This window comes from Pseudomonas sp. PVC-5-1, from assembly GCF_057444345.1.
Genome location: NZ_CM172024.1, coordinates 5,049,990 through 5,073,018, shown reverse-complemented (window position 1 = coordinate 5,073,018; position 23,029 = coordinate 5,049,990). Strand labels below are relative to the sequence as shown.

General features: G+C 63.6%; 22 protein-coding genes. 11 read left to right on the top strand and 11 right to left on the bottom strand.

Going from position 1 to position 23,029, the window contains the following annotated elements; all coding sequences use genetic code 11:
- The first annotated feature begins 15 nt into the window (after nucleotides 1-15).
- Together AC2T3R_RS23215 and AC2T3R_RS23210 are read left to right on the top strand one after the other, a co-directional pair.
- Nucleotides 16-696, top strand: coding sequence for a hypothetical protein (locus tag AC2T3R_RS23215; RefSeq protein ID WP_061303513.1), 681 nt, complete (start codon nucleotides 16-18; stop codon nucleotides 694-696).
- Nucleotides 697-755: 59 nt separating this feature from the next.
- A complete protein-coding gene (locus tag AC2T3R_RS23210; protein ID WP_486744318.1) occupies nucleotides 756-1,409 on the top strand; it encodes a hypothetical protein in 654 nt (217 codons plus the stop codon).
- A 7-nt stretch (nucleotides 1,410-1,416) separates the two neighbouring features.
- On the opposite strand, the gene AC2T3R_RS23205 is transcribed toward AC2T3R_RS23210, so the two are convergent.
- From AC2T3R_RS23205 to AC2T3R_RS23165, 9 genes are all read right to left on the bottom strand, one after another.
- Complete coding sequence (locus AC2T3R_RS23205; RefSeq protein WP_013974374.1) at nucleotides 1,417-2,013, bottom strand: MarC family protein; 597 nt, start codon at nucleotides 2,011-2,013, stop codon at nucleotides 1,417-1,419.
- A gap of 165 nt (nucleotides 2,014-2,178) precedes the next feature.
- Entirely contained in the window at nucleotides 2,179-4,950 is a 2,772-nt protein-coding gene (locus AC2T3R_RS23200; RefSeq protein ID WP_486744317.1) for a hybrid sensor histidine kinase/response regulator, read from the bottom strand.
- Nucleotides 4,951-5,094: 144 nt separating this feature from the next.
- A complete protein-coding gene (gene purD, locus AC2T3R_RS23195; protein ID WP_013974372.1) occupies nucleotides 5,095-6,390 on the bottom strand; it encodes a phosphoribosylamine--glycine ligase in 1,296 nt (431 codons plus the stop codon).
- 182 nt (nucleotides 6,391-6,572) lie between these two features.
- Nucleotides 6,573-8,180, bottom strand: coding sequence for a bifunctional phosphoribosylaminoimidazolecarboxamide formyltransferase/IMP cyclohydrolase (gene purH / locus AC2T3R_RS23190; RefSeq protein ID WP_123084730.1), 1,608 nt, complete (start codon nucleotides 8,178-8,180; stop codon nucleotides 6,573-6,575).
- 81 nt (nucleotides 8,181-8,261) lie between these two features.
- Nucleotides 8,262-8,582, bottom strand: a complete 321-nt coding sequence (gene fis, locus AC2T3R_RS23185; RefSeq protein ID WP_012274390.1) for a DNA-binding transcriptional regulator Fis — start codon at nucleotides 8,580-8,582, stop codon at nucleotides 8,262-8,264.
- Nucleotides 8,579-9,592 (bottom strand): tRNA dihydrouridine synthase DusB, encoded by a 1,014-nt coding sequence (gene dusB / locus AC2T3R_RS23180; RefSeq protein ID WP_023662385.1) that lies wholly within the window; start codon nucleotides 9,590-9,592, stop codon nucleotides 8,579-8,581. Before dusB ends, fis begins: the two co-directional genes overlap by 4 nt.
- Before the next feature lie 254 nt (nucleotides 9,593-9,846).
- Nucleotides 9,847-11,208, bottom strand: a complete 1,362-nt coding sequence (locus AC2T3R_RS23175) for a DUF3426 domain-containing protein (RefSeq protein WP_041506366.1) — start codon at nucleotides 11,206-11,208, stop codon at nucleotides 9,847-9,849.
- Between the two features lie 42 nt (nucleotides 11,209-11,250).
- Complete coding sequence (gene prmA / locus AC2T3R_RS23170) at nucleotides 11,251-12,129, bottom strand: 50S ribosomal protein L11 methyltransferase (protein WP_015271949.1); 879 nt, start codon at nucleotides 12,127-12,129, stop codon at nucleotides 11,251-11,253.
- A gap of 249 nt (nucleotides 12,130-12,378) precedes the next feature.
- Nucleotides 12,379-12,834, bottom strand: a complete 456-nt coding sequence (locus AC2T3R_RS23165) for a MaoC family dehydratase (RefSeq protein WP_023662892.1) — start codon at nucleotides 12,832-12,834, stop codon at nucleotides 12,379-12,381.
- Nucleotides 12,835-12,977: 143 nt separating this feature from the next.
- Here AC2T3R_RS23165 and AC2T3R_RS23160 point away from each other — a divergent pair, with 143 nt between their 5' ends.
- The 3 genes from AC2T3R_RS23160 to AC2T3R_RS23150 are packed head-to-tail and all read left to right on the top strand — an operon-like array spanning nucleotide 12,978 to nucleotide 14,653.
- Entirely contained in the window at nucleotides 12,978-13,340 is a 363-nt protein-coding gene (locus AC2T3R_RS23160) for a CidA/LrgA family protein (RefSeq protein WP_061550643.1), read from the top strand.
- Nucleotides 13,337-14,053 carry an LrgB family protein gene (locus AC2T3R_RS23155; RefSeq protein WP_013974365.1) on the top strand — a complete coding sequence of 239 codons (717 nt, stop codon included), beginning with the start codon at nucleotides 13,337-13,339 and terminating at the stop codon, nucleotides 14,051-14,053. The genes AC2T3R_RS23160 and AC2T3R_RS23155 overlap by 4 nt, the downstream gene beginning before the upstream one ends.
- Before the next feature lie 9 nt (nucleotides 14,054-14,062).
- Nucleotides 14,063-14,653, top strand: a complete 591-nt coding sequence (locus tag AC2T3R_RS23150) for an LON peptidase substrate-binding domain-containing protein (protein WP_486744316.1) — start codon at nucleotides 14,063-14,065, stop codon at nucleotides 14,651-14,653.
- A gap of 127 nt (nucleotides 14,654-14,780) precedes the next feature.
- Here the strand turns inward: AC2T3R_RS23150 and AC2T3R_RS23145 are convergent, their stop codons facing one another.
- On the bottom strand, nucleotides 14,781-16,097 hold the full coding sequence (locus tag AC2T3R_RS23145; protein WP_253138685.1) for a bifunctional DedA family/phosphatase PAP2 family protein: 1,317 nt from the start codon (nucleotides 16,095-16,097) through the stop codon (nucleotides 14,781-14,783).
- Nucleotides 16,098-16,100: 3 nt separating this feature from the next.
- A complete protein-coding gene (locus AC2T3R_RS23140) occupies nucleotides 16,101-16,769 on the bottom strand; it encodes a DNA-3-methyladenine glycosylase (RefSeq protein ID WP_015271945.1) in 669 nt (222 codons plus the stop codon).
- Between the two features lie 330 nt (nucleotides 16,770-17,099).
- Between AC2T3R_RS23140 and AC2T3R_RS23135 the strand changes: the two genes are divergently transcribed.
- Genes AC2T3R_RS23135 through rodA form a run of 6 tightly spaced genes read left to right on the top strand, consistent with a single transcriptional unit; the run spans nucleotide 17,100 to nucleotide 23,021 of the window.
- Nucleotides 17,100-18,371 carry a glutamate-5-semialdehyde dehydrogenase gene (locus AC2T3R_RS23135; RefSeq protein WP_182328914.1) on the top strand — a complete coding sequence of 424 codons (1,272 nt, stop codon included), beginning with the start codon at nucleotides 17,100-17,102 and terminating at the stop codon, nucleotides 18,369-18,371.
- Between the two features lies 1 nt (nucleotide 18,372).
- Nucleotides 18,373-19,032, top strand: a complete 660-nt coding sequence (gene nadD / locus AC2T3R_RS23130) for a nicotinate-nucleotide adenylyltransferase (protein WP_039613553.1) — start codon at nucleotides 18,373-18,375, stop codon at nucleotides 19,030-19,032.
- Nucleotides 19,033-19,075: 43 nt separating this feature from the next.
- Complete coding sequence (gene rsfS / locus AC2T3R_RS23125; protein ID WP_013974359.1) at nucleotides 19,076-19,495, top strand: ribosome silencing factor; 420 nt, start codon at nucleotides 19,076-19,078, stop codon at nucleotides 19,493-19,495.
- Nucleotides 19,496-19,505: 10 nt separating this feature from the next.
- Nucleotides 19,506-19,973: a 23S rRNA (pseudouridine(1915)-N(3))-methyltransferase RlmH gene (gene rlmH, locus AC2T3R_RS23120; RefSeq protein WP_003249722.1), complete on the top strand. Its 468-nt coding sequence runs from the start codon at nucleotides 19,506-19,508 to the stop codon at nucleotides 19,971-19,973.
- A 16-nt stretch (nucleotides 19,974-19,989) separates the two neighbouring features.
- The gene (gene mrdA / locus AC2T3R_RS23115) at nucleotides 19,990-21,879 is read left to right on the top strand and encodes a penicillin-binding protein 2 (protein WP_015271942.1); all 1,890 of its coding nucleotides are present in this window, start codon (nucleotides 19,990-19,992) and stop codon (nucleotides 21,877-21,879) included.
- 38 nt (nucleotides 21,880-21,917) lie between these two features.
- Nucleotides 21,918-23,021, top strand: a complete 1,104-nt coding sequence (gene rodA, locus AC2T3R_RS23110) for a rod shape-determining protein RodA (protein ID WP_015271941.1) — start codon at nucleotides 21,918-21,920, stop codon at nucleotides 23,019-23,021.
- Nucleotides 23,022-23,029: the final 8 nt, after the last annotated feature.

The following is a 23,029-nucleotide window of genomic DNA, read 5'->3' as shown; positions in this document are numbered from 1 at the left end:
TCTAGGAGTTTCCACATGTCCACAGAAACACAAGTCACTGCGACCGACACAGCCATCCTGGTCGAAGGCAACCTGCTGGCCTGCGGCGCAGGCATGTCTTCGCAAAGCCGTCATGACGTAAAGAACGCCTTCCACTTTGCCACCTTGGTGGCTGACAAGTCCTTCGATGCCGAAAAACAGAGCAGGGAGTGGTACGACCGGTTCATCGATGTCATGCGTGATCTTGGCTTTACCATCCCTCGTCGCACCTTCGAGCTGGAAACCTCTGCCGAGTTGTCTGTCACCGTAGGCGCTGTCGCTATACGGGCGATCGGTGCGGTCGGCAATGCAGTGCTGGGTGGTACCAAGTTGGGTGTGCTGGCCAAGGCGGCTTTCGACAAACTCACCACCGTCGAAAATGACGTCAAGGTGGTCGATCACAAGCGCAAGAACAAGGTCAGGGGCATGGTCGGGATGGCCGCCTGCGTGGAAACCGACAACAACGATGTGGTCATGGTGGTGAGCTGCATCCAGGCCTCTGCCCCAAAACTGGAAGATGACATCCTGGGTATCCAGTGGAAGCTGGAAAAGACCGAGTACTACGCCGGCATGGCTGTGCTCACCCTCAACACTTTCGTCTACGACAAGGTCCGCGAAACCGTGGAAAACAAACTCGGCGTGCGCAGCGTCGAGAACGTTCTCCAGTACGACATCTGATTGCAGGGCGGCGTTGTTGCAACGCCGCCTTGTTCGGCTCTTTGTGACGAGGCAAAGCAATGGACAGAACAGCTGAACAACTGATGTTGATTGGCGGGACGGCATTACTGTATCGCGCGGACGCTGGCCAGATTCAACGCCAGGCTGCCTTCGACTCCATCCTTTACGCCCAGTTGGTGGCCAACAGGAATGCGGGGTCACGCTTTGACAACTATGAAGCCTGGTATGACGCCTATCGCGAGGCATACCGGCAACTGGGCTGGATCAAGCTGGCCAGTACGCATGACTTGAAACAGCTGGGGCAGCCCGCGCGCAGCGCGCAGATACAGCCACTCGAGGCGTGGCTGAAGATGCGCTCGATCCGTCATGAGGCTGTGCTGGCTGCAGTAAGAAGTGGCCTGGGCCGATCGATCGAAGGTTTTCGTCACCAGCTGAAGTTCAGCACGCAGGGTTCGCAACTGGTGATCGAGCTTGGTTTGCTCAAGCCGGGCCCGGCCCTCGATCTTTGCAGTATTACCTTCCAATTCGACGCACCGATCGCCGGCATACCCCAGGACATGCTGCTGGTCGAAAAGGCGCTGGAGGGTGAAGCCGGGTTCAATGGCGTTTCCTTTCAGCTGGATAACGGGCGTTTCCAACACCAGCGAGATGAGCTGGAGGTATTGATGAAAACCAAGGATGCACAAGGGGAGTATCGGTTCGACCTGCATTAGGCAATGGCTATGGCGCCAGGTAGCCTTTGATACCGGTAAAGATGATTTGCGCAGCCAGGGCGCAGACGAACAGCCCCATCAGCCGGCTGACGATCTGCAGGCCCTGGTCGCCAAGTATGCGCTCGATACGGTGCGACAAGTACAGCACCAGGCCGACGGTGAAGCTGGCCAGGGCGATGCTGATGATGGCCAACAGCTTGTCGTCCCAGTGCGGGTGGCCGACGCCCATTACCAGCAGTGCACCGATGGTGCCCGGGCCGACGGTGAGCGGGATGGTCAGCGGCACGATGGTGACATCCTGCTGCACGTTGTCGGCCTGTACCGCAGACTTGCCTTGGGCCATGCCCAGTGCCGAAATGAACAGCACACTGCCAGCGCCGATGCGGAAGGCGTCGGCGGTGATGCCGAAGATGCCGAAGATCGCCCGACCGAACAGGTACAGCAGGACACTGGCGATGAGTGCGGCGATGGCCACCTTCCATGCCAGCTGCTTGCGCTCCTTGCTGGAATGGCCGCGGGTCAGGCTGATGAAGCACGACAGCACGAAGAACGGGCTGTAGAGCACGAGCATTTTCAGGTAGACGCTGAACAACTCATGGAGCATGGGGAAGCCCCTGGCAGGAAAGGTGAGGGGAAGTGTATCAGTAGGATCGTGGTTGTCTTCACTGGCCTAATCGCCGGCAAGCCAGCTCCCACAGGTACTGTGCATATCTTGAGATCGGTGCGGTCGGTGTGGGAGCTGGCTTGCCGGCGATGAGGCCAGTACAGGTCAGGAACTATGCACCGGATCCACCTTGGCTTCCCGGTGATTGGCCCAGTACTGGATCAGCTCTCGCAACTGCGACAGTTCCACCGGTTTGGCCATGTGCCCGTCCATGCCCGCCAGGCGGGCGCGTTCCTTGTGTTCGGCAAGTATGTGCGCGGTCAGCGCCACCACCGGGGTGCGCTGGCGCTGGTTGGCGGCTTCCCAGGCGCGCAGCTGCTGGGTGGCCGAGAAACCGTCAAGTATCGGCATTTCGCAGTCCATCAGCACCAGGTCATAGCGCTGCGCCTTCATCGCCTGCAAGGCCTCTTCACCATTGCTGGCGGTGTCGGGCTCGAGGTTGAGCTTGCCAAGCATGCCGCGGATCACCTTGGTCGAGATGCTGTTGTCCTCGGCGACCAGCACGCGGAAGTCGTCGGGCAGGTCCAGTGCCTGGGGGATGCCAGGCAAACTGGCCGGTACGGCTTGCTCGCGGCCGCGCTGGGCCAGTTCTTCGGCCAGGGTGGTTTTCAGTGTGTAGCCGGCCACCGGCTTGGCGAGGATCCGCTTGACCCCTGCGTTGCGCGCAATGACCTTGCTCGGCGCGTTGCTGATACCGGTGAGCATCACCACCAGTATGTCGTGGTTCAGGCTCGGGTCTTCCTTGATCTTGGCGGCCAGCTGCATGCCGGTCATGCCCGGCATGTTCTGGTCCAGCAGCACGGCATCGAAGTAGTCGCGCAGGTGGGCCTTGGTGCGCAGCAGGGCCAGTGCTTCCTTGCCCGACGGGACCGCGCTGACGTTCATGCCCCAGGCGCTGCACTGCTGTACCAGCACCTTGCGGCAGGTGTCGTTGTCGTCCACCACCAGTACGCGCGCATCACGCAGCGGGCTGTCGAGGTCGGCCGGTGGCTGTTCCAGGCGCGAAGGGTCCAGCGGCAGGGTCAGCCACAGGGTATTGCCCATGCCAGTGCTGCTCTTGATGCCGAACTCGCCCTGCATCAGCCCGATCAGCTGCTTGGCGATGACCAGCCCCAGGTGGCCGCCCAGCTTGTTGCTGGACAGGAAGTGGTGGCTGTGCAACTCGGCCTGCAGCAAGGCTTCGCGGTCAGCGGCCGGCAACGGTTCGCCGCTGTCCTGCACGGCGATGCGCAGGCGCGGTACCTCGCCGCGCTGGTCCAGCGCCACTACCAGCAGGATCTCGCCCTGGTCGGTGTTTTTCAGGGCATTCTCCAGCAGGCTCGACAAGGCCTGGCGCAGGCGCGTCGGGTCGCCGCTGATCACCCGTGGTACCTGCGGTTGGGTGAAGCTGATCAGTTCGATGTTCTGCTGTTCGGCCTTGGCGCGGAAGATGTTCAGGCAATCTTCGATCAGCGCGTTGAGGTCGAACTGCACGTCATCGAGTTCGATCTGCCGGGATTCGAGCTTGGAAATGTCGAGAATCTCGTTGATCAGCGTCAGCAGTTCGTTGCCGGCGCTGTGAATGGTCTGCACGTAGTCGCGTTGCTTGACCGACAGCGGCGTGCCCAGAAGCAGCTCGGTCATGCCCAGCACACCGTTCATGGGGGTACGGATTTCGTGGCTGATCTTGGCCAGGAACTCGGCCTTGGCGTTGATTTCGGCATCGCTGGCGGCCAGTGCGCGGCTGGCGCTGAAGCGCTCCTCGCTAATGCGCCGCAGGCGTTCACTGACGGCCAGGTTGAGCAGCAGGCCGCTGGCCACGGTCAGGCCCAGCAGGATGCACAGCAGCCAGGGCGTCGAGGTACGGGTCAGGCCCAGCAGCGCTGGCAGCAGCACCAGGCCACCGAGGTTGAACACCACCATGGCCAGGCTGAACAGACGTGCGGGCGCATAGCCCTTGTACCAGTGGTAACTGCTGACCAACAGCATGCTCACGCTGCCCAGGGCCATCAGGGCATAGGTCATCAGGTTGAGGGGCAGGGTGTCGACGAACAGCAGCACCAACCCGCTCACCCCGACCAGCAGCATCTCGCCCTGCAGCAGGCGGTTTAGCCGTGGCGAGTTGCATGGCGAGAAGAAATGCTGGGTGAAACCCAGCCCCGCCAGGCCGGCCAGGACCAGCGTCATGTATGCGGCGGGTGTTTGCGCGCTATGCCAAACGTGCCACCAGGGGCCGCTGAGGTTCAGCAGGATCAGGCCGCTGAGCAGCATCAGGCCGTGGTACAGCGCCAGGATCAGGGTGGTGCTGGAGCGGCTGTAGATGAAGCGGATCAGGTTGTGCATGATCAGCATCACCAGGCCGCCGAACAGCATGCCGAACAGCAGTGGCTGGCGCTGGTCGGAGGCTGCCACGGCCGCAGGCTCCAGGCTGATGGCCGGGCGCAACTGGTGCTCGGAAACCAGGCGCAGGTAGATATCCAGCGGTTGCTTGCTGTTGGGCAGGGGTAGTACATGGTCGCTGCCACGCAGGGTCGGGCTGGCATTGCCGGCCTGGCGCCCGTGGTGCAGCTGACGCAGAAGCTTGTCGCCCTCGAGGGCGTAGAGGTCCAGGCCAGAAAGGTCTGGGGCGAAAACCCGCAGCAGTTTTTCCTGCTCGCCGGGCTTCAGGCGGTAGTGCAGCCACAGGGCCTGTTCCGCAGGAGCGGCATCCAGGTCGGCAAGTACCAGCGGGCTGAACTGGTTGCGGTAACGTTCGGAGCGCACGTCGCTCAGTTGCAGGTTGGCCTGTTCGTCGAGCATAACGGCCCAGCCTCCGTCATGTTCGGCCGCCGCCGGGAACATGCAGAGCAAGGTCAGCAAGCTGACGATCAGAGCTGAGGCAATCCGAAGCCGACGCACTACGAAATCCCTTCTTAGCCTAGGTGCCGGGTATTAACTATGCGCGGCGCGCCAAGTCGAAGGCAAGGCCCCTTGGGGCCCTGTCGACGAGCCGGATGCCGCAGGCGCAAGGTGCTGGGGCGCGCTGCGGACGTCCGGTACAACTTACTGCTGGTGCTCACCGCGTTCGCGGGCGATGGCCCGGTAGCCGATATCGGTGCGGTAGAAACTGCCGTTCCAGCTGATTTCCTTGGCCAGGCGGTAAGCCTGCTGCTGCGCGTCGGCTACGGTGCTGCCCATGGCGGTGGCACACAGCACGCGCCCGCCGTTGGTAGTCACCTTGCCATCCTTGAGTGCGGTACCGGCATGGAACACCTTGCCTTCGATCTTCGCAGCAGCGTCCAGACCATTGATCACGTCACCCTTGGCGTAGTCGCCCGGGTAGCCGCCGGCAGCCAGTACCACGCCCAGGCTCGGGCGCGGATCCCACTGTGCTTCGACCTTGTCCAGCGCCTTGGCGAAGGCGGCCTCTACCAGTAATACCAGGCTAGACTCCAGGCGCAGCATGACCGGCTGGGTTTCTGGGTCGCCGAAGCGGCAGTTGAACTCGATGACCTTGGGGTTGCCCGCCTTGTCGATCATCAGGCCGGCGTAGAGGAAGCCGGTGTAGACGTTGCCTTCCTCGGCCATGCCGCGCACGGTCGGCCAGATCACCTGGTCCATCACGCGCTGGTGAACTTCGGCGGTGACTACCGGGGCAGGGGAGTAGGCACCCATGCCGCCGGTGTTCGGGCCGGTGTCCTGGTCGCCGACACGCTTGTGGTCCTGGCTGGTGGCCATGGGCAGCACGTTCTGGCCGTCGACCATGACGATGAAGCTGGCTTCCTCGCCGTCGAGGAACTCCTCGATCACCACGCGGGAGCCCGCATCGCCGAAAGCGTTGCCGGCCAGCATGTCACGCACGGCGGCTTCGGCTTCTTCCAGGGTCATGGCGACGATCACGCCCTTGCCCGCGGCCAGGCCGTCGGCCTTGATCACGATCGGCGCGCCTTTTTCCTGCAGGTAGGCCAGCGCCGGCTCGATTTCGGTGAAGTTCTGGTAGTCGGCGGTCGGGATCTTGTGACGCGCCAGGAAGTCCTTGGTGAAGGCCTTGGAGCCTTCCAGCTGGGCCGCGCCCTTGGTCGGACCGAAGCAGTCCAGGCCGCGGCTGCGGAACAGGTCGACTACGCCGATGACCAGCGGTGCTTCCGGGCCGACGATGGTCAGGTCGACGTTCTTCTCGGCGAAGTCAGCCAGTTGCTCCAGGGCGCACACGTCGATGGCGACGTTCTCGCACTTGGCTTCAATGGCGGTGCCGGCATTGCCCGGGGCAACGAAGACTTTCTCGACGCGTGGGTCCTGGGCAACTTTCCAGGCCAGGGCGTGCTCACGGCCGCCGCTGCCGATGATCAAAACTTTCATGTCAAAACCTCGAATTCTGTCTGGCCGATCCCGCTTCCTGTAGGAGCGGCCTTGTGTCGCGAAAGGGGCGCGTAGCGGCCCCAGGTTTTCAGCTTCGCAGCAGAAATTGCTGGGGCCGCTTTGCGGCCCTATCGCGACACAAGGCCGCTCCTACAAGGGCCGGCGATCGGCCCTGCATCTGTTTAGTGGCGGAAGTGGCGCATACCGGTGAAGACCATGGCGATGCCGGCTTCGTCAGCGGCAGCAATCACCTCGGCATCACGCATCGAACCACCTGGCTGGATCACGGCGCTGATACCCACTTTAGCCGCATTGTCGATGCCATCACGGAACGGGAAGAACGCATCCGACGCCATGACTGCACCCTGCACCTGCAGGCCGGCATGCTCGGCCTTGATTGCAGCAATGCGCGCGGAGTTGACGCGGCTCATCTGGCCGGCGCCGACGCCGATGGTCTGGCGCTGCTTGGCGTAGACAATGGCGTTGGACTTGACGAACTTGGCCACTTTCCAGGCGAACACTAGGTCGTTGATCTCTTGCTCGGTTGGCGCACGCTTGGTGACGATCTTCAGGTCATCGGCAGTGATCATGCCGATATCGCGGCTCTGCACCAGCAGGCCACCGTTGACGCGCTTGAAGTCCCAACCGGCAGCGCGCTCGGCTGGCCACTCGCCGCACTCCAGCAGGCGTACGTTCTGCTTGGCGGCAACCACTTCGCGGGCAGCCTGGGAAATTTTCGGGGCGATGATCACTTCGACGAACTGGCGGTCGACGATGGCCTTGGCGGTTTCGCCGTCCAGTTCGCGGTTGAAGGCGATGATGCCGCCGAACGCCGACTCGGTGTCGGTGGCATAGGCCAGGTCGTAGGCCTTGCGGATGCCGCCTTCGTCTTCAGGTACCACGGCCACGCCGCACGGGTTGGCGTGCTTGACGATGACGCAGGCCGGCTTGACGAAGCTCTTCACGCACTCCAGCGCGGCATCGGTGTCGGCCACGTTGTTGAACGACAGTTCCTTGCCCTGCAGCTGGATGGCGGTGGAAACGCTGGCTTCGCCTTTCTTCGCTTCTACGTAGAACGCCGCGCTCTGGTGCGGGTTTTCGCCGTAGCGCATTTCCTGGGCCTTCACGAACTGGCTGTTGAAGGTGCGCGGGAACTCGCTGCGGCCTTCAGTGCTCAGGGTTTCTTTGGCCTGGTCGATGGTGCCCATGTAGTTGGCGATCATGCCGTCGTAGGCAGCGGTGTGCTCGAACGCCTTGAGCATCAGGTCGAAGCGCTGGGCGTAGGTCAGGCCACCGGCCTTGAGGCCTTCGACGATGCCGGCGTAGTCGCTGGCATTGACCACGATGGCCACGTCCTTGTGGTTCTTGGCAGCCGAGCGGACCATGGTCGGGCCGCCGATATCGATGTTCTCGATGGCGGTCGGCAGGTCACAGCCAGGCTTGGAGATGGTGGCTTCGAACGGGTACAGGTTGACTGCTACCAGGTCGATCGGCTTGATGCCGTGCTCGTTCATGATGGCGTCGTCGGTGCCGCGACGGCCGAGGATGCCACCGTGGATTTTCGGGTGCAGGGTCTTGACCCGGCCATCCATCATTTCGGCGAAGCCGGTGTAGTCGGCCACTTCCACCGCATTGACGCCGTTGTCCTTGAGCAGCTTGTAGGTGCCGCCGGTGGACAGGATCTCGACACCGAGCTGCTGCAGCTCACGGGCGAATTCGAGGATACCGGTCTTGTCGGAGACGCTGATCAGGGCGCGGCGGACTGGCAGGCGGGTAGTCTGGTCGGTCATTTCGGGTTCCAATAACGCGGTGGAGTCAGCAAAAAAGGCGCCTCTGTTCAGGGAGCCGCCTTTTCTGGTTGGGATTCTGGCTTACAACAAGTCGTACTGCTTGAGCTTCTTGCGCAGGGTGCCTCGGTTCAGTCCGAGCATCTCGCTGGCCTTGGTCTGGTTGCCCTTCACGTAGTTCATCACGCTTTCGAGCAGGGGCGCCTCGACTTCGGAGAGCACCAGGTTGTACACGTCCGTCACGGTCGCGCCTTCCAGGTGGGCGAAGTAGTTGTGCAGCGCCTTCTCGACGCTGTCGCGAAGGGTCTGGCCCTCCTCGCTCGGCGTGTTGAGGTGCTGTTTCAGGTTGGCGTTGTCGCTCACGGGCGTTGTTCCACTCACAAATGTCTCGGTCATCATCGTCATGCGGCCACCCCTCGTCCGTCCTCTGTCTCAAGGCTCTGTCGACGTTCGCTGAAAAACGCGCGAACGTTGGCGCACTGCGCTTGTGTGTCTTCCAAAGCGTTGAACCGGGAGCGAAACTCCTTGCCGCCGGGTCGTGTTGCCAGGTACCAGCCAACGTGCTTGCGGGCGATACGTACGCCCATCACATCGCCATAGAAGGCATGCAGCGCGGCCAGGTGCTCCAGCAGGATGCGTTCCACTTCCTCCAGCTGCGGCGCTGGCAGGTGTTCGCCAGTGCGCAGGTAATGCTCGATCTCGCGAAAGATCCATGGCCGCCCCTGGGCGGCCCGGCCGATCAACAGGCCATCGACCCCGGTGGCGTCCAGCACCGCCCGGGCCTTTTCTGGCGAGGTGATATCGCCGTTGGCAAAAACCGGAATCGACACCGCCTGCTTGATGGCAGCGATGGTGTCGTATTCGGCTTCGCCGGTGTACAGGTCGGCGCGTGTGCGGCCATGCACCGCCAGCGCCTGGATGCCGGCCTGCTCGGCAATCTTCGCCACGTTCAGGCCGTTCTTGTTCGCCCGGTCCCAGCCGGTGCGGATCTTCAGGGTCACCGGGACGTCCACGGCGCCGACCACGGCGTGGAGAATCTCGCTGACCAAGGCTTCATCTCTCAATAAAGCAGAGCCTGCGGCTTTGTTGCAGACTTTTTTTGCCGGGCAGCCCATGTTGATATCAATGATCTGGGCGCCTGCTTCGACGTTGGCCTTTGCCGCCGCTGCCATCATCTGCGCATCACCACCGGCGATCTGTACCGAGCGTGGCTCGGGATCACCTTCATGGATGCGGCGCAGGCTCGACTTGCGGCTGTTCCAAAGGCTCATGTCACTGGAGACCATTTCCGACACCACCATGCCGGCGCCCAGGCGCTGGCAAAGTGTACGGAAAGGCTGGTCCGTGACCCCGGCCATGGGCGCGAGGATCAGGTTGTTACGTAGTGTGTATGGGCCGATGCGTACCGCCGACATAGGTGATCCCTGTTGTGGGGCCGAATCTTGGAGTTCGAAAAAGGGTTGGCATGATACCCGCTCTCGGTGACCGGATAAAGATGGATTTGGATAAAATCTGAACAGTTGTCGGCTTATGACTTTTGGTATGGGTGAGGAGCCAGGACCTTGCGCGGCCCCTGTGGGAGCGGGCCTGCCCGCGAACCAGGCGGCGCAATGGATGGCACGGGCTACGCCCGTGTTCGCGGGCGCGCCCGCTCCCACAGGGCTGCTGGTTATTCCGGCGAACGGAAGCTCAGGCTGTAATTAACGGCCTTCGGCCCTGGGTCGAGGATGTCCAGGGCGATATGGATCGGGGTCTGGCTTGGCATTTCGCCGCGCCCGGCCAGTTCGCCGGACAGGTATTCGCTGGGCTTGAAGCGACGGCTGGCGATCAGCTGGCCATTGAGGTCGGCGAAGCGCAGCTCCAGCAGCGGGAACGGCTGGGCGAACGGCGCGCGGTTGTAGATGATCGCATCGACGATCAGTGCGCCCTTGAAGTCCGGGTGGCTGCGTACTACCAGGTTGCTGCTCTTGATTCGAGCGATATCGACGCGGGTCGGCACTTCGCAGCCGACCAACGGGCAGACTTGCTGGAAGAGCGGCCGGTACTGGTCCTGGCGGGCCATTTCATCGAAGTGGAACCACACGTACTGGAACGCCAACAAGCCAGCAGCCAGCAGGGTCAGGAAGCCCCACAGCAGGCGCTTGCCCCAGTTGGGCGCGGGTTTTTCCCAGCCCAGTTGCAGCGGGTCGTCGACCACGTCGACCAGCGGCTCCTTGCGCGCCGGGCGCTCGGCTTTGCCGGCAAGGCCTGGTTCCAGGCGTTCGCCGGGCAGCGGCTCGACAGGCTCGTCATCGCGCGCCGACAGGTGCAGCTCCAGCGGTTCGTCGTCGCGGGCGCTCAGGCCTTGTACCGGGGCTTCATCATCGCTGGCACGCAGCGGTTCGTTGAAATCGGGGTGGTCATCGATTTCGGCGGCGCGGTGCACCGGTGGCTCGTCGTCGATGTCCAGGTCCAGGTTGCCACCTAACGTCGGCTCGGTACGCTCGCCAGGGGCGGGCTTCAGGTCCTGCTCCAAGGGCTCCGGCTCTCGCAGCACGGGCGCGGTTTCTATCGCCGGTTGCGGCTCGAACGGCTCATCGGTTGCCGTACCGAACAGGTCGTCGGCATGTTCGTCCGGGTGCAGTTCGTCACGCCGCGCCTGCAGGCGGTCGTCCTGGCTTGCCGGGCGAGCCGAGGCCGGTTGGCCGCGGCGCTCCAGGCGCTCCAGTTCCATGTCGAGGTCGAGCGCGTCCAGCGCCTGGCTGGTGAGCGCCCAGTCCTCGTCCGGGGTGGTGCCGGATTCGCTTGCGACAGGCTCGGGTGCGATCACCGGTTCGGCCAGCGGCTCGGCAGGGGCGGCAGGCATCGGTGCCGGCACCGCAGGTGCGCTGGCTCCGCCGGCGCGGTTCTGCTCCAGCAGCTGCTTGGCGGCGTTGAACACCTGCAGGCAGTGGCCGCAGCGCACTACACCGCGGGCCACGCTCAACTGGTGGTGGGTGACGCGAAAGCTGGTCTGGCAATGCGGGCACTGGGTGACGAAACTGTCGGTCATGCGGCAATCCGGGAGCTGTGCAGAAAAGTATTCTAGGCCCGCTTAACGGCGGCGACCACTGATGCGCACCCAGCCATCGCGAACGACGATCGGGTCCAGTTCGAAGTCGGCGGCATAGGCTGCGGCCACTTCCTCACCTTGCTCGGCGAGGATGCCCGACAGCGCCAGCAGGCCACCTGGGCGGACCAGGCCGGACAGTTGGGGTGCCAGCGACACCAGCGGGCCGGCGAGGATGTTGGCGACCAGCACATCGGCCTGCATGGCCGGCATGTTCTCTGGCAGGTACAGCGCCAGCTTCTCGTCGGCGATGCCGTTGCGCTGGGCGTTGTCGCGCGAAGCCTCGATGGCCTGTACGTCGATGTCGGTACCGACCGCCTCACGGGCGCCCAGCAGCAACGCGGCGATGGCCAGAATGCCGGAGCCGCAGCCGAAGTCCAGCACCTGGGTGCCTTCGAGCTGCTGGCCGTCGAGCCATTCCAGGCACAGTGCGGTGGTGGGGTGGGTACCGGTGCCGAACGCCAGGCCCGGGTCGAGCAGCAGGTTCACCGCGTCCTGTTCCGGGGCCTCGTGCCAGCTTGGCACGATCCACAGGCGGCGGCCGAAGCGCATCGGCTGGAAGTTGTCCATCCAGCTGCGTTCCCAGTCCTGGTCCTCGATCACCTCGGCCTGGTGCTCGGGCAGTTCGGCAGCGGTCAGCAGGCGCAGGTGGGCGAATACCTGCTCAGGATCGGCATCGGCCTCGAACAGGGCCAGCAGGTGGGTGTGCGACCACAGCGGAGTGGTGTTGAGGTCTGGCTCGAAGATCGGTTGATCCTCGGCATCCATGAACGTGACCGAGACGGCACCCACTTCGAGCAGGGCATCTTCGTAGGTTTCGGCTTGTTCCGGGCTGATGGCCAGGCGTACTTGCAGCCAGGGCATGGCGGGCACCTTTGGTAAATCGACAGGGGCAGCCCTAGGCTGCGCGAAGGCTGGCAGTTTACGCGAGTGCGGGGGGTTTGTAGAGGAGGCCGGGCACGGACATTGTGAGGGCTACTGCCTTGCACAACATTGAAATCCTGGCATGCACCCTGTGGGAGCGGGCGCGCCCGCGAACACGGGCGAAGCCCGTGCCATCCACCGCGGTGCTTGCTTCGCGGGCATGCCCGCTCCCACAGAAACTGTGGTGCATCAGACAAAACAGAGGGAAAGCGACTCAGCTATATAAGCAGGCTTCTCTTCTCCCTCGATCTCCAGCGTGGCAATCGCCTTTAGCAGCCATTGCCCTGGTCTCTTTTCCGTCACTTCGGCCAGGTCCACCTTCAGCCGTACCTGGCTGTCGACCTTGACCGGCTGGATGAACCGCACGCTGTCCAGCCCATAGTTCACCACCATCTTCAGCCCTTCCGGCAGAACCAGGATGTCCTCGATCAGCTTGGGAATCAGCGACAATGTCAGGAAACCGTGGGCGATGGTGCTGCCGAACGGGGTTTTTGCCGCCTTTTCCGGGTCAACATGGATGAACTGGAAATCGCCCGTGGCTTCGGCGAACAGGTTGATGCGTTGCTGGTCGATCTTCAGCCAGGCCGAGCGGCCCAGTTCCTTACCAACGTACTGCGAAAGCTCTGTAACCGGTACATGGGGCATCGCTGACTCTCCGGGTTGTCAGTTGGTACGAAAGTGCAAGATCAGCACGGCGAACCGTTTCAGTCAAGTTGCACGTTTTTCGACGAATATCGGTATATGACGGCACATGCTTATAATGGCGGCCATGCCCGAGGGAGATGCTTATGCTGTTGCGTGGTTTGACCTGGCTGGTGCTGTTCCAGCTGCTGGGGACGGCAATCAACCATCTGTTGGTGCCGTTTCTGCCGGGGCCGATCATCGGCCTGTTGCTGCTTTTGTTCTTCCTCATGGCCCGTGGTGAGGTGGGCAAGCCGCTGAACGAGGCCGCCAGCAGCCTGCTGCGTTACCTGCCGCTGTTGCTGGTGCCACCGGCGGTGGGGGTGATGGTTTATGCCAGAGATATCGCCGCCGACTTCTGGGCCATTGCCGGTGCCTTGCTGATCTCCTGTCTGGTGACCCTGGTGTTCGTCGGCGTGTTGATGCAAAAGCTCATCCACCGTCAGGTCCGGAGCGAGGAGCAGCCATGATGCTCGACTGGCAAGGCGCACTGGATGCGGTCGTTCATCATCCCTTGTTCGGTATCGGCATCACGCTTGGGGCCTACCAGGTGGTGCTGGCAGCCTACGAGAAGACCCGCTGGATCTTCCTGCAGCCGGTACTGGTCTCGATGCTGCTGGTTATCGGCGTGCTGCTGGTGTGTGGCATCGACTACAGCGAATATCGCAAGAGCACCGAAATCATGAACATCCTGCTGGGGCCTGCCACCGTAGCCCTGGCTGTGCCGCTCTACCTCAACCTGCGGCGTATCCGACAGCTGTTCTGGCCCACATTTACTACGCTGGTAGTCGGAGGCCTGTTCGCCACGCTGTGCTGCCTGTTGCTGGGCTGGTGGTTCGGTGCCGAGCACATGATCCTGATGACCATGGCGCCGAAGTCGGTCACTTCGCCGATCGCCATGCTGGTGGCTGAGCAGATTGGCGGCGTGGCTGCCTTGGCGGCGGTGTTCGTGCTGATTACCGGGGTTATCGGGGCAATCTTCGGCCCGGCGTTGCTGAGCCGTTTTGGCGTGCATAGCCCCGAGGCCCGTGGCATGTCTTTGGGCGTGACCGCGCACGCAGTGGGCACTTCGGTGGCCCTGCAGGAAAGTGACGAATGCGGCGCCTTTGCCGCGCTGGCGATGAGCCTGATGGGAGTGGCCACGGCGGTTTTCCTACCGCTGGCGGTCAGCCTGGTGGCTTGAGGACTTGTGATGACGCTACCGCTGTTTCCGCTCAATACCGTGCTGTTTCCTGGTTGTTTTCTCGATTTGCAGATTTTCGAGGCGCGCTACCTGGATATGATCGGGCGCTGCATGAAGCGGGGGGAAGGTTTTGGTGTGGTGTGCATCCTCGAAGGCGAGCAGGTCGGCAAGGCGCCGCCGGTGGTCGCCTCGATCGGCTGCGAGGCGGTGATCCGCGACTTCGTGCAGCAGGATAACGGCTTGCTGGGTATCCGCGTCGAAGGCGTGCGGCGCTTCAATCTGGAAAGCACCGAGGTGCAGAAGGACCAGTTGCTGGTGGGACAGGTGCAATGGCTGGCGGAGCAGGCGGACAGCCCATTGCTCGAGGCGGACGAAGACCTGCTGGCGTTGCTGGTGGCCCTGGGTGAACACCCGATGGTCGAAGCTCTGGACATGCCGCGGCCTGTGGACGGGCGCCAGACGTTGGCCAACCAGTTGGCTTACCTGCTGCCCTTCATGGAAGAGGACAAGCTGGATCTGCTGACCCTCGACTCGCCACAGGAGCGGTTGGGGGAAATCCAGAAGCTGCTGGAGCGGATTCAGGGTGAGTTGTTTGCCTGATAGTGATGTGTTGCCAGTACCGACCTCTTCGCGGGCTTGCCCGCTCCCACAGAGATAGCGCCCTCTCGGGCCTGATGCGGTACCTGTAGGAGCGGGCAAGCCCGCGAAGAGGCCGGTACTGGCGACATCAATATTGATACCGCAGCAAAGCCTGCGGTAGCGCATGCATGGCAAAGAACGCCAGCAACGCGACACACGCCGGCAACACCAGCCACCACACCCGCAGCGGCAAGGCCGGCAGGGTCTGGTGGCGCTGCACCAGTGCCAGGCTGAGCGCGCACACGCAGCACGCCAGCAATGCCCCGGCGAGGATGTCGGTCGGCCAGTGCGCCCCGAGGTACACCCGTGACAGGGCAATCGCCAGCGCCGGAATGCAGCCCAGCATCACCCAGGTGAGGCGCATCCGCGGCGGCTGACCGCGACCGGCCAGCACTGCCATTACCAGGAAGAACGCAAACGACGCCGAGCTGTGCCCACTGGGCATGCTGTAGCTGGTCAGCGGGTCGCTCAGCACTTCCGGGCGGGCCCGGGCGAACAGCCACTTCAGCGTGCCGTTGGCAAACGCCGTACCCATCAGTGCGCCCGCAGCGAACATGGCATGCCGCCACTGCCGGGCAAGCAGCAGCAGGCCCGTCAGCAGCCCGCCGAGGAATAACTGAGTGCGGAAATCGCCCAGCCGGGTCACCAGCACCACGGCGCCATCGATGGCCTGGCTGCGGTGCTCCTGCACCAGTGTCATCACGCCCTGGTCGAACTCGTGCAGGTAGGGCCAGCCGAGGAAGACCCCGGCCAAGGCCAGGAAACTCATGCCTGCGATCAGCCGGGTGCCGTGGCGTTGATCACGAATGCTGGTGTTCAGGCTCAGCCCGATGATGACTGCCAGGGTGCCGGCGATGATCCCGGCATCCAGCCAGAAGCCTTCCGGCAAGGGCAGGCGCATGGCTGCGCCGGTAGCCCAGCCGGGCAGCAGGTAGGCCACTGCCCAGCCGGCACCGGCCACCAGGCTGACGGCGATGAACCGCGGCAGCGGCATGTCGAACATGCCTGCGACCATTGGCAGCATAGGCCGCAGCGGCCCGATGAAGCGCCCTACCAGCAGGCTGGCGATGCCGTAGCGCTGGAAGTAGGCCTCGGCGCTGCCGATCCATTCCGGATGGTGGCGCAGCAGGGGCAGCCTGCGAATGTTCTGGTGGAAGTACTTGCCCACCGTGTACGACAACGCATCGCCCACCAGGCCACCGAGAAAGCCCAGCAGCAGCGTTTCGCCCAGGCTGAAGGCGCCGCTGCCGGCCAATACCGCGACCGCGAACAGCAGCACGGTGCCTGGCACGATGATGCCGGCAATGGCCAGGCACTCGATGCAGGCCACCAGGAATATCGCCAGGCCAAGCCACTGCGGGTTGGCGCTGAGCCAGCCAGTCAGGCTGTCGAGCCATTGGCCCATGGTTCAGCTTCCTTGTTCCAGAATGAAGAAGTCGCGGCCTTCGACTTGGCCGCGACGTAACGGGTTCCGCGTGCAGAAACGGGCGTATTCGGCATCGACGAAACGGTAGGGCAGGTGCTCGTCGCGGCCATGCGGGATGCCCAGGCGGGCGGCCTGGATCACCCGTGGCACGATGTTGCCGCAATCCTCCACGTACAGGCGCTCGGCGTCAAAACGCTGGGCGTCCCAGTGCGGCACCTTCAGGCCCAGGGCCCGGCACAGCAAGGTCTGCCCCGCGCACAGGCGCTCGGGCGGGCGGAGGTTGCCGCTCGCATCGGGGTTGTTCAGTTGCATCTGTGCCAGGCTGTTCGGCCCCGAGCGGGCGTCCTGCCAAGGATAGGCCGACTTGATGAGCACCGCGTTGCCTGGCCCGTGGGCGCTGAAGTTCAGCGAGTCCCCGCCGCGGGCGTAGTACATATAGATGTGCCCGCCATCGAGGAACAGCGCCTTGCGCTTTTCGGTGTAGCCGAGCGAGGCGTGGCTACCTTTGTCGGTGAGGTAGTAGGCCTCGGTCTCGATGATGCGCGCGGCCAGCCACAGGTCGCCGTGGCGATGGCGGATGACTTTGCCCAGCAGGGCCTTGGCCAGGGTCTGGGCGTCGCGGTCGAAAAAGCTGTCGGGCAAGGCTGGCATGCGGGCGGTTCGTGGCTGGGACGGCGGGGATGATAGCAATGAATAGCTTAATCGAGGCTGAATCGAGTGGGATGTTTGCAGGGCCGGCCCTTTCGCGGGCTCGCCCGCTCCCACAGATACTGCATAGGGTTCAGGCTTTGTGAAATCCCTGTGGGAGCGGGCGTGCCCGCGAAAAGGTCGCAACAGATGGTGGTTTTTTCGATAACCCCGGTTACATCTTTCCTACACAATGCCCCCAGCCATTTTCTACCATCCGCCACCCGCCGCTGGGCGTACACCTGCGCGCCAGTTATAATCAGCCGATTTCCCCTTCGCCAAGACACCGAACCCATGACTGAGTCCGTTCTTGACTATATGACCCGCCTGGGTCGCGCTGCCCGTGAGGCTTCCCGGGTGATCGGCCGTGCCAGCACCGCGCAGAAGAACCGTGCCCTGCAAGCTGCCGCCGACGCACTGGACGCCGCTCGTGCCGAGCTGACCGCAGCCAACGAGCTGGACCTGGCCGCCGGCCGTGCCAACGGCCTGGAGCCCGCGCTGCTCGACCGCCTGGCGCTGACCCCGGCGCGTATCGACGGCATGATCACCGGCCTGCGCCAGGTGGCCAGCCTGCCGGACCCGGTCGGTGCCATCCGCGATATGAGCTACCGCCCATCCGGTATCCAGGTCGGCAAGATGCGCACGCCGCTGGGGGTGATCGGGATCATCTACGAATCGCGCCCGAACGTGACCATCGATGCCGCCAGCCTGTGCCTGAAGTCGGGTAACGCGACCATCCTGCGTGGCGGCTCCGAAGCCATCCACTCCAACCGCGCCATCGCCACCTGCATCCAGCGTGGCCTGGCCGCCGCCGGCCTGCCGGCAGCCGTGGTGCAGGTGGTCGAGACTACCGACCGCGAAGCCGTGGGCGCGCTGATCAGCATGCCGGAATTCGTCGACGTCATCGTGCCGCGCGGTGGCCGTGGCCTGATCGAACGCATCAGCCGCGATGCCCGCGTGCCCGTGATCAAGCACCTGGACGGTATCTGCCACGTCTATGTCAGCCAGCACGCCGACCTGGACAAGGCCTGGCGCGTGGCGTTCAACGCCAAGACTTACCGCTATGGCATCTGTGGTGCCATGGAAACGCTGCTGGTCGACCAGCAGGTGGCCGAGCGCTTCCTGCCGGAAATGGCCAGTCGCTTCCAGGAGAAAGGCGTCGAGCTGCGTGGCTGCGAGCGCACCCGGGCGATCATCGACGCCAAGCCCGCCACCGAGGCCGACTGGCACACTGAATACCTGGACGCGATCCTGTCGATCCGTGTGGTCGACGGCCTGGACCAGGCCATCGAGCACATCAACCACTATGGCTCGCATCACACCGATTCGATCATCAGCGAACACCAGGGTGAAGCCCGCCAGTTCATGGCCGAGGTCGACTCGGCGTCGGTCATGCTCAATACCCCGACCTGCTTCGCCGACGGCTTCGAGTACGGCCTGGGTGCGGAAATCGGCATTTCCACCGACAAGCTGCATGCCCGCGGCCCGGTCGGCCTGGAAGGCCTGACCTGCGAGAAGTACGTGGTGATCGGTGACGGCCAGCTGCGCGGCCAGGAGTCCTGCTGAGTTGAGCAAGGCCCAGGCAGTCCGGCGCATCGGCATTCTTGGCGGCACCTTCGACCCCGTGCACATCGGCCACCTGCGCAGCGCGCTGGAAGTGGCCGAGTTCATGGGGCTGGACGAACTGCGCCTGCTGCCCAACGCCCGGCCGCCGCACCGCGACACCCCGCAGGTGGCCGCGCAGGACCGCCTGGCCATGGTGCAAGGCGCTGTACAGGGCGTGCCCTGCCTGAGCGTGGATGCCCGCGAACTGGCGCGCGACAAACCGTCGTACACCATCGACACGCTGGAATCGATCCGCGCCGAACTGGCCGCTGACGACCAGTTGTTCCTGGTGCTGGGCTGGGATGCCTTCTGTGGCCTGCCCGGCTGGCACCGCTGGGAAGAATTGCTGCAACACTGTCACATCCTGGTGCTGCAACGCCCGGATGCCGACGTAGAACCCCCTGACGAGCTGCGCAACCTGCTGGCTGCGCGCTCGGAGAGCGATCCCACCGCCTTGTCCGGCCCGGCGGGAAACATTTCGTTCGTCTGGCAGACGCCGCTTGCGGTGTCGGCTACACAGATCCGACAGCTGCTGGCCAGCGGCAAATCGGTGAGGTTCCTGGTGCCGGACGCCGTACTGGCCTACATCGAGGCGCACGAACTGTATCGTGCACCTAACTGACGGTGCCTCTGGCGCCTCATCCAACGAGTTGAACGAGTTTTATATGACCAAGCAGAAAATCCACGGCGAAGAACTGGTTGCCCTGACCAAGGCAGCGCTGGAAGACGTCAAGGCCCAGGACATTCAGGTCATCGACGTGCGCGAAAAGCACAGCCTGACCGACTACATGATCATCGCCACCGGTACTTCCAACCGCCAGATCAATGCGATGCTGGAAAAGGTCCGCGAAGCGGTCAAGGCCAAGGGTGCCCAGCCGCTGGGTGAAGAAGGCAAGGGCGACAGCGACTGGGTGCTGCTGGACCTGAACGATGTCATCGTGCACATGATGACCGCCGCTGCCCGCCAGTTCTACGACCTGGAGCGCCTGTGGCAGGGTGCCGAGCAGAGCCGTGCCGCCGATGGCAAGCACCACAGCCCGGACCATGCCCACGAGTACTCCGACAAGCTCAAGGACCGGGAATAAGGAAAGCGCTGTGCGTCTGCGCCTGATCGCGGTCGGCTCGCGCATGCCGAAGTGGGTCGAGGAAGGCTGGCATGAATATGCCAAGCGCCTGCCCGCCGAGCTGTCGCTGGAGCTGGTGGAAATCCCGCTGAATACCCGTGGCAAGAATGCCGACGTCGCCCGCCTGATCCGTCAGGAGGGCGAAGCCATGCTGAGCAAGGTTCAGCCAGGGGAACGCATCGTCACCCTCGAGGTCCATGGCAAGCCCTGGAGTACCGAGCAGCTGGCGACCGAGCTGGACCGCTGGCGCCTGGATGCGCGCACGGTGAATTTGATGGTGGGCGGCCCGGAAGGCCTGGCGCCCGAGGTCTGTGCGCGCGCCGAGCAACGCTGGTCGCTGTCGCCGCTGACCTTGCCGCACCCATTGGTAAGGATACTCATCGGCGAGCAGATCTACCGCGCCTGGACCGTGCTGTCCGGGCATCCTTACCATAAATGAGCCTGTAAGCAGTCCGATGTCGCAGCCGATCCGTCTCAAGGACCACGAGAAAGACGCCCGCCTGGTGCGCAACCGCGTCGTGGTCGGCGCAGTCGCGATCATGCTGCTTATCTGCGTGCTGATTGCGCGTCTGTACTACCTGCAGGTCATCCAGCACGACTATCACTCGACGCTGTCGGAGAACAACCGGGTGCATGTGCAGCCGATCCCGCCGACCCGCGGGCTGATCTTCGACCGCAACGGGGTGATCGTCGCCGACAACCGGCCCAGCTTCAGCCTGTCGATGACCCGCGAACGTGCGGGTAACTGGCAGGAAGTGCTGGATACCATCGTCGAAGTGCTGGAGTTGACTCCCGACGACCGCGCCCTGTTCGAGAAGCGCATGCGCCAGGGCCGCAGGCCGTTCGAGCCGGTGCCGATCCTGTTCGAACTCAACGAAGAGCAGATCGCCCGTGTGGCGGTGAACCAGTTCCGCCTGCCGGGCGTGGAAGTGGTGGCCCAGCTGGTGCGCCATTACCCGCAGGGCGCGCATTTTGCCCATTCGGTGGGGTATGTGGGGCGGATCAACGAGAAAGAGCTGAAAACCCTCGACCCGGTGAACTACAGCGGCACCCACCACATCGGCAAGACCGGCATCGAGCGCTTCTACGAAGCCGACCTGCATGGCCAGGTAGGCTACGAGGAAGTCGAGACCAACGCCCGCGGCCGCGTGCTGCGGGTGCTCAAGCGCACCGACCCGAAACCGGGCAAGGACATCGTGCTGAGCCTGGACATCAAGCTGCAGGAGGCCGCCGAGGCTGCCCTGGGGGGGCGGCGTGGTGCGGTGGTGGCGCTCGACCCGCGTACCGGCGAGGTGCTGGCGATGGTCAGCCAGCCCAGCTTCGACCCCAACCTGTTCGTCACCGGCATCGGCTTCAAGGCCTATGCCGAACTGCGCGACTCGATCGACCGACCGCTGTTCAACCGCGTGCTGCGCGGCCTTTACCCGCCAGGTTCGACCATCAAGCCGGCGGTGGCCATCGCCGGCCTGGACAGCGGCGTGGTCAATGCCGGCAGCCGGGTGTTCGACCCGGGCTACTACCAGCTGCCCAACTACGACCACAAATACCGTAACTGGAACCGCTCGGGCGATGGCTGGGTCGACCTGGACACCGCGATCATGCGCTCCAACGACACCTACTTCTACGACCTTGCCCACAAGATGGGCATCGATCGGCTGTCCAGCTACATGAACAAGTTCGGCATCGGCCAGCGGGTTTCCCTCGACATGTTCGAGGAATCCGCCGGGCTGATGCCATCGCGTGAATGGAAGCGCGCCACCCGCCGCCAGGCCTGGTTCCCCGGCGAAACCCTGATCCTCGGCATCGGCCAGGGCTACATGCAGGCCACGCCGCTGCAACTGGCCCAGGCCACTGCGCTGATCGCCAACAAGGGCGTGTGGAACCGCCCGCACCTGGCCAAGACCATCGAAGGTCAGCCGCCGGTGGACGACAACCCCATGGAAAACATCGTGCTGCGTGACAAGTCCGACTGGGCCAAGGTCACTCATGGCATGGAGCAGGTGATGCACAATGCCCGCGGTACCGCACGCAAGGCGGCCATCGGCTCGCAATATCGCATTGCCGGCAAGAGTGGTACCGCCCAGGTGGTGGCAATCAAGCAGGGCGAGAAGTACGACCGCAACAAGCTTCAGGAGCGCCACCGCGACCACGCCCTGTTCGTCGCCTTCGCCCCGGCCGAGGACCCGAAGATCGTGGTTTCGGTGATGGTCGAGAACGGGGAGTCCGGCTCGGGCGTCGCCGCCCCGGTGGTGCGCCAGGTGATGGACGCCTGGTTGCTCGACGAAAACGGCCGGCTCAAGCCCGAGTTCGCGCCTGCCACCGTTACCCAGGAATCAGCCCTGTGATGAACAATTTCGATCGCATGCTCTCCAGCGAGGATGTGATGCGTCGGCGCGCCAGCTTTCTGCAGCGCATCCACGTCGACGGCCCTTTGCTGATCATTCTGCTGACCCTAGCGGCCGGTAGCCTGTTCGTCCTGTATTCGGCCAGTGGCAAGAACTGGGACCTGCTACTCAAGCAGGCCACCTCGTTCGGCATCGGCCTGGTGTCGATGTTCATCATCGCCCAGCTGGAGCCGCGCTTCATGGCTCGCTGGGTGCCGCTGGCCTACCTGGCCGGGGTGCTGTTGCTGGTGGTGGTGGACGTGATGGGCCACAACGCCATGGGCGCCACGCGCTGGATCAACATCCCCGGGGTGATCCGCTTCCAGCCCTCGGAGTTCATGAAGATCATCATGCCGGCGACCATCGCCTGGTACCTGTCCAAGCGCACGTTGCCGCCGCATCTGAAGCATGTGGCGATCAGCCTGGTGCTGATCGGCGTGCCGTTCATCCTGATCGTGCGCCAGCCCGACCTGGGTACGGCGCTGCTGATCCTCGCCTCCGGGGCTTTCGTGCTGTTCATGGGCGGCCTGCGCTGGCGCTGGATCCTCAGCGTACTGGCGGCTGCGGTGCCAGTGGCGGTGGCGATGTGGTTCTTCGTCATGCATGACTACCAGAAGCAACGGGTACTGACCTTCCTCGACCCGGAAAGCGACCCGTTGGGCACTGGCTGGAACATCATCCAGTCGAAGGCGGCGATCGGCTCGGGCGGTGTGTTCGGCAAGGGCTGGCTGCTCGGCACCCAGTCGCACCTGGATTTCCTGCCGGAAAGCCACACAGACTTCATCATCGCCGTGCTCGGCGAGGAATTCGGCCTGGTCGGCATCTGCCTGCTGCTGATCGTCTACCTGCTGCTGATCGGCCGTGGCCTGATGATCACTGCCCAGGCGCAGACTCTGTTCGGCAAGCTGCTGGCGGGCAGCCTGACCATGACCTTCTTTGTGTACGTGTTCGTCAATATCGGTATGGTCAGCGGCCTTCTGCCCGTGGTGGGCGTGCCGCTGCCCTTCATCAGCTATGGCGGAACTTCGTTGGTGACGCTGCTGTCAGCGTTTGGCGTTCTGATGTCGATCCACACGCACCGCAAATGGATCGCTCAGGTTTGAATAAGGTG